This window comes from Amycolatopsis sp. NPDC026612 (assembly GCF_040638285.1).
Classification (GTDB): domain Bacteria; phylum Actinomycetota; class Actinomycetes; order Mycobacteriales; family Pseudonocardiaceae; genus Amycolatopsis.
Map to the genome: position 1 here is coordinate 21,152 of NZ_JBEZYB010000083.1, position 11,259 is coordinate 32,410.

Consider the following 11,259-nt stretch of genomic DNA (forward strand, 5'->3'; position numbering starts at 1 on the left):
ACCGGCGGTCGACGTCGTCAAGACCGACCGTTCTATCTGCTAAGCTCGCCACGGCGAACCCGGAGGGAGAAGTTCAGTGTCCGAAGCTCGTGCCCGGCTGCTGGCCTCGGCCAGCCGGCTGTTCTACGCCGAAGGTCTCCACTCGGTCGGGATCGACCGGGTCATCGCCGACGCGGGCGTCACCCGCGCCACGCTCTACCGGCACTTCCCCGGCAAGGACGACCTGCTGGTCGCCTACCTGACCGCCGCGGACCAGGCCATCCGCGCGCAGATCGAGGCGGCCCGGACCGCGGGCGGCCCGCCGGACGGCATCGTCCGGGCGGTCGCCGCGACGATCGCCGACGGGATCCGGTCCCCCGGCTTCCGGGGCTGCGCCTTCCTCAACGCCGCCGCCGAATACCCCGATCCCGCCCACCCGGTCCACCAAGCGGTCCTCGCGCACCGGCAGTGGTTCCTGAGCACCGTCACGGAACTGCTGGCCGGAACCGGGGAGACCGCACCCGGGCCGGCCGCGCAGCACTTCGTCATGCTGCGCGACGGCGCCATGGCCGCCGGCTGCCTCTCCGACCCGGCCCCGATCTGCGAAACGTTCCTGCTCGGGGTCGAAGGAATCCTGAGGTACCGGGACGCCGCCATCGCGGCGGAGGCCGCACCACCGAGGTGAACCGCCCCGCGTTACGCCGTCCGGCCCGCACTCCACGCGGCCACCGGCGGCAGCGCGGCGGGCGCTCCGAGCTTCGTGCCCTTGCGGTAGCCACCGAAGATCAGCCCGAGCACCAGGATGGCGAGGACGACCAGCAGGACCCACAGCCACAGCGACTTGCGCACGACGCTTCCCCTCATCCGCGAGATCCGGCCACGCGAGCGAGCACACCGTACCGCCGGCGGCGCTTGACCCGGCAGCCGCGTGGGTAATCTTCCGGGCATGGGCACCTGGGGCAAGCGGCTGGTCGCAACGGCTTTGGCGGTGGTGGTGCTGGCCGCCGCCGCACTCGTCGCATCGGCAGTACACCTGTTACCCCAGCTGCGCAATCCGTTCGCCACCCAGACCGAGGAGCACTCCGGCCCGGTGCTGCTGCAGTCGATCGTCGAGCTCTCGCGCTACGAGGCGGCCAGCGGTTCGTTCCAGGTCGTCGTCGACATCACGACCAGTTCCGTCCTGCCCAGTTTCCTCGTGGGCAGCGACACGATGTTCATCGGAGTCGGCACGGACAACGCCTTCGTGGATTTCTCGGCGCTGAAGGGCGACGCGGTGCGGGTCTCCGACGACCGCCAGTCCGCCACGATCACCTTGGGGCACGCGCAACTGGAGCCCGCGACGCTGGACGTGCACGAGTCCCACGTCTACGCGCAGCAGCAGGGCCTGTTCACCCGCGTCAACGAATTCCTCAACGGGAACCCGAACTCGCAGCAGGCGCTGTACGAACTCGCCCAGAAGCAGATCCAGGCCGCGGCCGCGAAAAGCTCACTGGTGGCCGACGCGGAGAGAAACACCAAGACGATGCTGATCGGCCTCCTGCAGTCACTCGGCTTCAAGAACATCACCGTCAACTACGCGGACAACGCCGCCGGCTGACCACAGCTCGCGTCCCGGTCAGCCGGTGCGCACCATGCGCCACCGGGTGGCGGCGGCACCGCTGTCGGGACCCTGGACGGCGAACGCGCCCGCGGCGGTCGAGTTGTTCTCGATGGTCAGCAGCTTGCCGCTGTTGACGTTGCGGATCTTCGCGGTTCCGTCTCCCTGGTCGACGACGGTCCACCGGTGGTCGGCGGTGCCGTTGTCCGACCACTGGAGCACGGACGCGTTGTCCGCCGTCGACATGTCCCGGACGCCGAGCACCTTGCCGCTGTTGGCGTTGCGGAACCGGACGGCGCTCCCGTCGGTGACGACTTCCCAGTTGTGGTCCGCGGTGCCGTTGTCCGTCCACTGCAGCGCACGGCCGCCGTCGGCGGTGGACATGTTCTCGACGCCGAGCAGCAGCCCGCTGCCCACGTTGACCAGCCGGTAGGTCGTCCCGCCGGAACCGCCGCCGGTGTTCCAGTAGACCGTGTAGTTGAAGCCTTGCGCGTCGTAGAAGGGCACCAGGTTGACCGTGGAGCCGTTGGCCTTGGCGCTGAAGGCCAGTGCGCTGCTGCTGGTCCGCGTGACCGAGTTCGGGTCGAGCGCGGGCGGTCCGCTGAGCGTGCTGGTGCCGTAGTTGCCGGCCAGGACCACCGGGCCGTAGGTGACGGCGGAGACGTTCGCGTTGTCGTTGGCCGGCCGCAGGACGGCTTTCATGGGCAGCCGGACGGTGACCGCGTCGCCGGACACCCAGGACCGGTTCAGCGTGGCGTAGCTGCCGGGAGTGACCGTCACGTTCTGCGCGACGCCGTTGACGCTGATCGTCGCCCCGGCGGCCCAGCTCGGGATGCGGATGCGCAGGCCCCAGGTGCCGCTCACGCTCCCGGTGACCGTCAGCGTGGTCGTGTCGCTCGCCGGGTAGGACGTGGTCTGGGTGACGGTGATGCCGCGCTGGGTCCAGGTGAGCACCGAGGGCAGGAACAGGTTCACGATCAGCGTGGTGTCGGTGTGGAAGTAGATCGAGTCCGCCAGCTTCGTCTGCGTCTCGAGCCCGCTGCCCTGGCAGCACCAGAACGAGTTGTAGTCGGTGCTCCACGTGCCGCCGCCCCAGGCCGGGCCGAGGCCGCGGCGGCCGCCGGGGTTGAGCGAGCTGAAGTACGTGATGTGCCCGTGGCTGTCGGCCGGGTTCTGCTGGCCGATCATCTGGTTGAGCAGCGCCCGCTCGTAGTATTCGGCCAGGTCGGCGCGATCCGGGTAGAGCGCGATCAGTTCCCTGGTCAGCTTGAGCATGTTGTAGGTGTTGCAGCTTTCGCACGTGTCCTGGGTGAGGTACGCGGCGATGGCGTTGGGCGCGCGGAAGTGTTCGGCCTGGCTGTTGCCGCCGATGGCGTAGGTGTGCGCGCCGACGGTGATGTTCCACGCGTTGGTGGCGATGTCCCGGTAGCGGGTGGTGCCCGTGGCCTTGTACTCCCGCGCGGCGCCGATCCACTTGGGGACCTGCGTGTTGGCGTGCAGCCCGTTGAGCTGGTCCCGGTTCGCCGCCAGCGGGTCGAACACGGCGGCGTGGTCGAACCGCTGCGCGACGGTCAGCCACCGCGCGTCGCCGGTGTACTGGTAGAGGTCCGTCAGCACCGCGTTCATGCCGCCGAACTCGGTGTTGAGGACGGACTGCTGCTGGCTGGAGCTGAGCCGCGCGGTCCGCCGGTCGACCCACCCCGCCAGGTTCAGCAGCACGTCGCGGGCCTGGGTGCTGCCGACGTAGCGCCACACGTCGAGCAGGCCGGCCAGCGTCTTGTGGATGCAGTAGTACGGCACGTTGCCGTTCGACAGGCGCCCGGCCTCGAGGTTGTCGAAATCGGCCTCGGGAAAGCCGGAGAGGTACCCGGCGGTGAAGCCGGCGGCGCTGTTGTTGGCCTGGCACTTGGCCAGCTCGGCCACCATGGCGGTGGCCTTGTCCCGGCACGCGGTGTCACCGGCGACCGCCCACAGCTGCGCCCAGGCCGTGAGGAAGTGACCCTGCACGTGGCTGCGGAACGGGAAGTCCGGCGCGTCCCAGCCCCCGTTGGCGGCGGCCCCGCCGGTGGAGAGCCGGTGGTTGGCCCGGAAGTTGTACAGCAGCCGGTTGACATCGACGAACCGGAGGTAGTTCTGCGTCCGGTTCTGGTTGTCCAGCCACCGGCTCGCGGTCAGCCGCACCTCGCCGAGTTCGAACGGGAACGCGGCCACCCCGGCGTCCGCGCGGACCGGATCGACGGCCGCCGCGGTGGCCGCGCCGGCGGGCGCCCAGCCGATGACGGACCCGGTCGCCGAGACGATGGCAGTGGCTCCGGCGGCTTGCAGCAAGCGCCGCCGGCTGAACGATGAGGTCACTGGGTTCTCCGTTCACCGACCGGACCGGGAGAGGACGCGGATGATGTTAGCGCTAACAAGCAGGCGTGTCACGAACAAGTTTCCGAACCCCCGCCCGGCACGCAACGGGGACGAAACCTCCCGGAGCGGCGCAGCCACGCCGCGTCCCGGTTTCCTCCCCCATTTCCGCGCTCCGGCAAAGGTGAAACTTACAGTTTCCGACGAGAGCGAGCCGCGACCTTCCGATCGTCCACTGACCAGGCACCGGTCGCGATCCTGGCTTTCGCCCGGTACCGCGGCAACCGGCCCGGCATGACAGTTACCTGGACGCGCCTTCAAATCCTGTGCTACAACGCAAACACGCTCGAGGCAGGCATCCGGCGCCACGGAAATCCGCGTTCCTGCCCGGTGTTTCACGAATGGCCGAAGATTTCCCCGTCGCGTTGAAGGGGTTTCGCATGTCGAGGCAGAGATCGTTGTTCAGGGCCGTCGTGACCGCCGTGCTGCTCGTGCTGGCGGTGGGCGGGCCGCCGGGAAGCGCCGGAGCGGCCACTTCGCCGCAGGCCGGCGACCGCGCCGCCGCGGCGGCCGCCCCGAGCGCCGGCTGCGGCAAGAACCCCACGCTCACCAGTGGTCAGCGCACGATCCAGAGCAACGGCAAGAGCCGCAGCTTCATCCTGAAGATCCCCGGCACCTACGACAACAGCCGTCCGCACCGGCTGGCCTTCGGGTACCACTGGCTGGGCGGGACCGCCGACCAGGTCGCCTCGGGGGGATCCGACGGCTACGCCTGGGCCTACTACGGCATGCAGTCGCAGTCGGGCGACACCACGATCTTCGTGGCGCCGCAGGGCATCGGCAACGGCTGGGGCAACTCCGGCGGTGAAGACGTCACCTTCACCGACGACATGATCAGGCTGATCGAGAACGACCTCTGCGTCGACACGACGCAGCTGTTCTCCATCGGGTTCAGCTACGGCGGCGCGATGAGTTACGCGCTCGCCTGCGCGCGGGCGACCGTCTTCCGCGCGGTCGTGGCCATCGCCGCCCCCGGCGCGATCAGCGGGTGCAGCGGCGGCACGCTGCCGATCGCGTACATGGGGATCCACGGGGTCTCGGACAACATCGGTGCCGGGCGGGGCCTGCGTGACACGTTCGTCAGGAACAACGGCTGCACCCCGCAGAACGCCCCCGAACCCGCCGCGGGCAGCAAAACCCACTACCTGACCGTCTACTCGGGCTGCCGGACCGGCTACCCGGTCGTCTGGGCGCCGTTCGACGGCGGCCACCAGCAGGGCCCGGTGGACGGCTGCACCGGCTGCGAGAGCGGCGCGCGGAGCTGGGACAAGGCGGAGATCTGGAAGTTCTTCAGCCAGTTCGACGGCACCGTGACGCCGCCGCCCCCGTCGCCCGTGCAGGTGGGTGTGTACTACTCGGTGGTGGCGGCGCACAGCGGGAAGTCGGCGGACATCAGCGGTGCCTCGACCGCCGCCGGTGCCGCGCTGATCCAGTGGTCGTCGCACGCCGCGGCGAACCAGCAGTTCGACTTCCTGGCTTCCGCCGGCGGCTACTACCGGATCCGGGCCCGGCACAGCGGACTGGTGCTGCAGGTCGCCGGTTCCGGCGCCGGGGCGGACATCACGCAGCAGCCGGATGCCGACGCGGCGGCCCAGCAGTGGCGGGTGGTCGATCAGGGCGGCGGCGCGGTCAGCCTGGTGAACCGGTCGAGCGGCTTGGCGATGGACGTGTGGGGTGCGTCGACGGCCGACGGTGCGCGGATCTCGCAGTACGCCGCTTCGGGTACCACCAACCAGCGGTTCCAGCTCCAGCGCGCCTGAGCGCGGCCACTCCCCGATCGGAGGACGAAAGATGCCGGACCTGACCCGGAGGCAAGCGATGCGGCTCGGCGCCGCGGGCGTGGGAGCCGTGCTGGCGCCGATGGCGTGGACGGCGACCGCCCGTGCCGGGTCGGCCGCGCCCGCGGACGTGCGGGCGGCCGGGGACCTCGCTCTGTGGTACGACAAGCCGGCGGGTACGGAGTGGCTGCGCGCGTTGCCGATCGGCAACGGCAGGCTGGGCGCCATGGTGTTCGGCAACAGCGACACCGAACGCCTGCAGCTCAACGAGGACACGGTCTGGGCGGGCGGCCCGCACGACTACAGCAACCCCCAAGGCGCGGGTGCCCTGGCGCAGGTCCGGCAGCTGGTGTTCGCGAACCAGTGGACGCAGGCGCAGAGCCTCATCGACCAGAAGATGCTCGGCACCCCCGCCGCCCAGCAGCCGTACCAGCCCGTCGGCACCCTCAGCCTCGCTCTTCCCGGCGCGAGCGGGGTGTCTTCGTACCAGCGGTGGCTCGACCTCACCACCGCCACGACGGTCGTGACCTACGTCGCCAACAACGTGCGGTACCGGCGTGAAGTGTTCGCCAGCGCGGTGGACCAGGTGATCGCCATGCGCTTGACGGCCGAGACGCCCGGCTCGATCTCGTTCTCGGCGTCGCTGGCCACCCCGCAGCGCGCGACCGCGTCCAGTCCCAGCGGGTCGTCGATCGCGCTGGACGGGATTTCCTCGGACAGCCGGGGGATCGCCGGCTCGGTCCGGTTCCTCGCGCTGGTCAGCGCCGTCGCCGAGGGCGGCAGCACCGCCAGTTCCGGTGGCACGCTGCGGGTGTCGAACGCCGACGCCGTGACCCTGCTGATCTCGATCGGCACCAGCTACGTCGACTACCGGACGGTGAACGGGGACTACCAGGGCAGCGCCCGCGCCCGGCTGAGCGCGGCGCAGGCCCTCCCCTACGACTCGCTGCGCAGCCGGCACGTGGCCGACTACCAGAAGCTGTTCGCGCGCACCACCCTCGACCTCGGCCGCACCGCGGCGGCCGACCAGCCGACCGACGTCCGGATCGCCCAGCACAACACCGTCGACGATCCCCAGTTCTCCGCACTGCTCTTCCAGTTCGGCCGCTACCTGCTGATCTCCTCGTCCCGGCCCGGCACCCAGCCGGCCAACCTGCAGGGCATCTGGAACGACCAGCTGAACCCGTCGTGGGAGTCCAAGTACACCCTCAACGCCAACCTGCCGATGAACTACTGGCCCGCCGACGTCACCAACCTCGCGGAGTGCCACGAGCCGGTGTTCGACATGATCGCCGATCTCGCGGTCACCGGCGCCCGCACCGCACAGGTCGAATACGGGGCCCGGGGCTGGGTCACCCACCACAACACCGACGGGTGGCGCGGTTCGTCCATTGTGGACTTCGCGCAGGCCGGCATGTGGCAGACCGGCGGTGCCTGGCTCGCCGGCACGATCTGGGACCACTACCGGTTCACCGGCGACGTCGAGTTCCTGCGCGCCCGTTATCCGTTGCTGAAGGGCGCCGCCCAGTTCTTCCTCGACACCCTGGTGACGGAGCCCAGCCTGGGCTACCTGGTCACCAACCCGGCCAACTCCCCCGAGCTGAACCACCACGCGAACGCGTCCGTGTGCGCGGGGCCGACGATGGACATGCAGATCCTGCGTGACCTGTTCGACGGCTGTGCCGGCGCGTGCCAGGTGCTGGGCGTGGACGCCGCCTTCGCCGACCAGGTCAAGGCGGCTCGGCAGCGGCTGGCGCCGATGAAGGTCGGCTCGCGCGGGAACATCCAGGAATGGCTCTACGACTGGGTGGAGACCGAGCAGAACCACCGGCACATCTCGCACCTGTACGGCCTGTACCCCAGCAACCAGATCACCAAGCGGGGCACGCCCCCGCTGTTCACCGCGGCCCGCCGGACACTGGAACTGCGCGGCGACGACGGCACCGGCTGGTCCGTCGCCTGGAAGATCAACTACTGGGCCCGCATGGAGGAGGGCGCCAAGGCGCACGACCTGCTCCGGCTCCTCGTGCGGACGGACCGGCTGGCGCCCAACATGTTCGACCTGCACCCGCCGTTCCAGATCGACGGCAACTTCGGGGCGACGTCCGGCATCGCCGAGCTGCTGCTGCACAGCCACAACGGCGAGCTGCACCTGCTGCCCGCCGTGCCGCCCCGCTGGCCGTCCGGGACCGTCACGGGCCTGCGCGGACGCGGCGGCTACACGGTCGGTGCGACCTGGAGCGGCGGCGCGGCGACGCAGCTGACCATCACGCCCGACCACGACGGCGACGTCAAGGTCCGCAGCCGGCTGTTCACCGCGGAGTACGAGGTGCTCGACACCACGAGCGGCACCAAGGTGCAGCCGGTGTCCGTCGAGACCGACCTGGTCCGCTTCGCCGGCCAGGCGGGCCACACCTACCGCGCCACGGCCCTCGGCGGGCCGCCGCCGGTGGTGCAGCCGGGGGTGAACTACCGCCTGGTCGCCCAGCACAGCGGCAAATCGGCCGACATCAGCGGCGGTTCGGCGAGTGCCGGCGCGGCGCTGATCCAGTGGACGGCCACCAGCGGCCTCAACCAGCAGTTCGACTTCCTCCCCTCCGACGGCGGCTTCCACCGCATCCGGTCCCGCAGCAGCGGGCTGGTGCTCCAGGTGGCGTCCACCGGCACAGGTGCCGACATCACCCAGCAACCGGACACCGGCGCGACCACGCAGCAGTGGCAGGTGACCGACCAGGGCAGCGGGGTGGTGAGCATCGTCAACCGGGCCAGCGGCCTCGCCATGGACGTGTGGAGCGCCTCGACCGCCGACGGCGCACGCATTTCGCAGTGGACGGTGACCGGAGCCGCCAACCAGCGCTTCCAGCTTCAGCGCGTGTGATCGGCCGACGTGGGCACCGGTGCCGGCCCCCTGGTTCGCCAGGGGGCCGGCACCACCCGGTCCGCCGTGAAACTTTCCCGGCCCGGCACGGGATTGTGTTAGCGTTCACATCTCCACCGAAGCCGGCTCACCGTCAATGCTGATGGGGGTTCCGTTGTCGCACGCACCCGCCGCCACCTCTTCGCGCATCGCGCGTCCTTTGTGGACACTGTGCACGATGATTGCGGTCCTGCTGTCCGCCGTCGTCGCCTTCGCGGCGCCGTCGAGCGCCGCCCCGGCGGCGGCGCCGATCACCAAGCCGCCGATGGGCTGGAACTCCTGGAACTCCTTCTCCGGCGCGATCGACCACACCGTCATCGAGCAGCAGACGGACGCGCTCGTGTCCTCCGGCATGAAGGACGCGGGCTACGAGTACGTCAACATCGACGACGGCTGGTGGACGGGCGCCCGCGACGCGAGCGGCAACATCACCGTCGACACCGCCAAGTGGCCCGGCGGGATGGCCGCCATCACCGCCTACATCCACAGCAAGGGCCTGAAAGCGGGCATCTACACCGACGCGGGCCACAACGGCTGCGGGTACTACTACCCGACCGGGCACCCCGCCTACCCCGGCACCGGCGCCGAAGGCCACTACGACCAGGACTTCCTCCAGTTCTCCCGCTGGGGCTTCGACTACGTGAAGGTCGACTGGTGCGGCGGCCAGGCCGAAGGGCTGAACGCGCGCGACTCCTACACCGCGATCAGTGACGCCATCACGCGCGCCACCGCCCAGACCGGCCGCCCGCTGGTGTTCTCCGTGTGCGAGTGGGGCGGCCAGCAGCCGTGGAACTGGGCCCCCGGCATCGCCAACCTGTGGCGCACCAGCGGAGACATCATCTACTGGGGTGAGCGGCCCGCGATGTCGCGCGTGCTGGCCAACTTCGACGCCGCCCAGCACCCGAACGCGCAGAGTCCCGGCCACTACAACGATCCCGACATGCTCGTCGCCGGCCTGCCCGGCTTCTCCGACGCCCAGAACCGCACCCACCTGAGCTTGTGGGCGATTTCGGGCGCCCCGCTGATCGCGGGCAACAAGCCCGGCGACATGACCGCCGCCACCCGCGCGGCGCTGACCAACCGCGAGATGATCGCCATCGACCAGGACCCGCTCGGGCGGCAGGGCACGAAGGTCGCCGAGGACGCCTCCGGGCTGCAGGTCTACCAGAAGGCGTTGTCCGGCACGAGCCGCCGGGCCGTCGTGCTGCTCAACCGCACCGGCTCGGCGGCCACGATCACGGTCCGCTGGTCTTCCCTCGGCCTGACGGGCCCGGCCACCGTCCGGGACGTGTGGGCCGGCGCCGACCGCGGGAGTTCCGCCTCGAGCTACGCGACGTCGGTCCCGGCCGGGGAGGCGGTCCTGCTCACGGTCACCGGAGCCGACGGCCCGCCCCCGGGCGGCGGCCCGATCACCGGCAAGCAGTCCGGCCGCTGCCTCGACGTGCCGAACGGGACGTCGGCGAACGGCACCCAGCTGCAGCTGCAGGACTGCCAGGGCGGCCCGGGCCAGACCTGGACCCGCACGGCGAGCCGCCAGCTGACGGTCTACGGCACCAAGTGCCTCGACGCGGCCAACCAGGGCACGGCGAACGGGACGGCCGTGGTCATCTGGGACTGCAACGGCCAGGCCAACCAGCAGTGGACGGTGAACGCCAACGGCACGATTTCGGGCGTCCAGTCGAACCTCTGCCTGGACGCCAGTGGCCAAGGATCCGCGAACGGCACCAAGGTGATCCTGTGGTCCTGCAACGGCCAGGCGAACCAGCAGTGGACGGCACCCTCGGCGTGAGCTGCCCTCCTTGAGGCCCATGCCGGGGACGCGTGCCCGGATCGCGTCCAGGACGCCTCTTCCGCGGGCGAGTAGCGAACGCGCCGTCCGTGGAAGAACGCGTGGTCGACTTCGCGTCGGGCCACGCGCGGGCGAGGCCGGCCGCGGCCGGCGGGCTCCAGCCGAACCGAGACCCGCCGGCCGACGCAGGTCCACCCGGCCCGCGGACCACGTCCGGGTCGCCGCCGATCCGGACTCCCCATCCCGCCACCCTCGTCGACAGGGCGCTGACCAGCGGCTTCAATGATCGTTCAAGGGTGCACCGCCAGCCTTGAACCGTCGCGGACAGCGGCCGGGGACGGCGGGGAGGGACGAGTGCGGCTGTGCACTGTGGCCATGGCGGTGGTCCTCACCCTGCCCACCCCGGTCCCGGTCACAGCGGAGCCGGCCGCGAGCACGGTCCGGCTCCTGCGCAAACTCGACACGCGGACGCGGATCCGCTGCACACCCGTCACCCGGTCCTCGCACGCCGCGCCGGGGACGCCGGGTTGCCATGCGTACCTGGTGTCCAGACCGAGCACCGTCGTCTACGTGGACCTCCGTCAGGGTCGTGCGCGGTGAGCGCAGACGGCGCGAGCCGGGTCAGTCGACGGCGTCCAGGTGCCGGGACCGGCGGCAGGCTGCGCAGGAGGCCTCGGGTGGCGCTGAGGACGCAGCACAAGGGCCCCGGGTGCCGTGTCCGGCACCCGGGGCCCTCAAGGGTTGGGTTTCACCATTGTCGACCGGCGCGACCGCCGGTGTCCTGCAC

Annotated in this window: 8 protein-coding genes; 6 read left to right on the forward strand and 2 right to left on the reverse strand. The window is 70.6% G+C overall.

Features of this window, described 5'->3' with window-relative positions:
* The first annotated feature begins 76 nt into the window (after positions 1-76).
* A complete protein-coding gene (locus AB0F15_RS38365) occupies positions 77-664 on the forward strand; it encodes a TetR/AcrR family transcriptional regulator (protein WP_360281569.1) in 588 nt (195 codons plus the stop codon).
* Positions 665-675: 11 nt separating this feature from the next.
* On the opposite strand, the gene AB0F15_RS38370 is transcribed toward AB0F15_RS38365, so the two are convergent.
* Entirely contained in the window at positions 676-843 is a 168-nt protein-coding gene (locus AB0F15_RS38370) for a hypothetical protein (RefSeq protein WP_360281571.1), read from the reverse strand.
* Positions 844-925: 82 nt separating this feature from the next.
* Here AB0F15_RS38370 and AB0F15_RS38375 point away from each other — a divergent pair, with 82 nt between their 5' ends.
* A complete protein-coding gene (locus tag AB0F15_RS38375; protein ID WP_360281573.1) occupies positions 926-1,576 on the forward strand; it encodes a DUF4230 domain-containing protein in 651 nt (216 codons plus the stop codon).
* Positions 1,577-1,594: 18 nt separating this feature from the next.
* On the opposite strand, the gene AB0F15_RS38380 is transcribed toward AB0F15_RS38375, so the two are convergent.
* Positions 1,595-3,931, reverse strand: a complete 2,337-nt coding sequence (locus AB0F15_RS38380; protein WP_360281574.1) for a beta-L-arabinofuranosidase domain-containing protein — start codon at positions 3,929-3,931, stop codon at positions 1,595-1,597.
* 437 nt (positions 3,932-4,368) lie between these two features.
* On the opposite strand from AB0F15_RS38380, the gene AB0F15_RS38385 reads away from it, so the two are divergent.
* The 4 genes from AB0F15_RS38385 to AB0F15_RS38400 all read left to right on the forward strand — a co-directional run bounded on the left by AB0F15_RS38385 (position 4,369) and on the right by AB0F15_RS38400 (position 11,072).
* Positions 4,369-5,748 carry an RICIN domain-containing protein gene (locus tag AB0F15_RS38385; RefSeq protein ID WP_360281575.1) on the forward strand — a complete coding sequence of 460 codons (1,380 nt, stop codon included), beginning with the start codon at positions 4,369-4,371 and terminating at the stop codon, positions 5,746-5,748.
* A 31-nt stretch (positions 5,749-5,779) separates the two neighbouring features.
* Positions 5,780-8,644 (forward strand): glycoside hydrolase N-terminal domain-containing protein, encoded by a 2,865-nt coding sequence (locus AB0F15_RS38390; protein ID WP_360281576.1) that lies wholly within the window; start codon positions 5,780-5,782, stop codon positions 8,642-8,644.
* Positions 8,645-8,861: 217 nt separating this feature from the next.
* Positions 8,862-10,472 carry a ricin-type beta-trefoil lectin domain protein gene (locus tag AB0F15_RS38395; RefSeq protein ID WP_360281577.1) on the forward strand — a complete coding sequence of 537 codons (1,611 nt, stop codon included), beginning with the start codon at positions 8,862-8,864 and terminating at the stop codon, positions 10,470-10,472.
* A gap of 375 nt (positions 10,473-10,847) precedes the next feature.
* Complete coding sequence (locus tag AB0F15_RS38400) at positions 10,848-11,072, forward strand: hypothetical protein (protein WP_360281579.1); 225 nt, start codon at positions 10,848-10,850, stop codon at positions 11,070-11,072.
* The last annotated feature ends 187 nt before the right edge of the window (positions 11,073-11,259 follow it).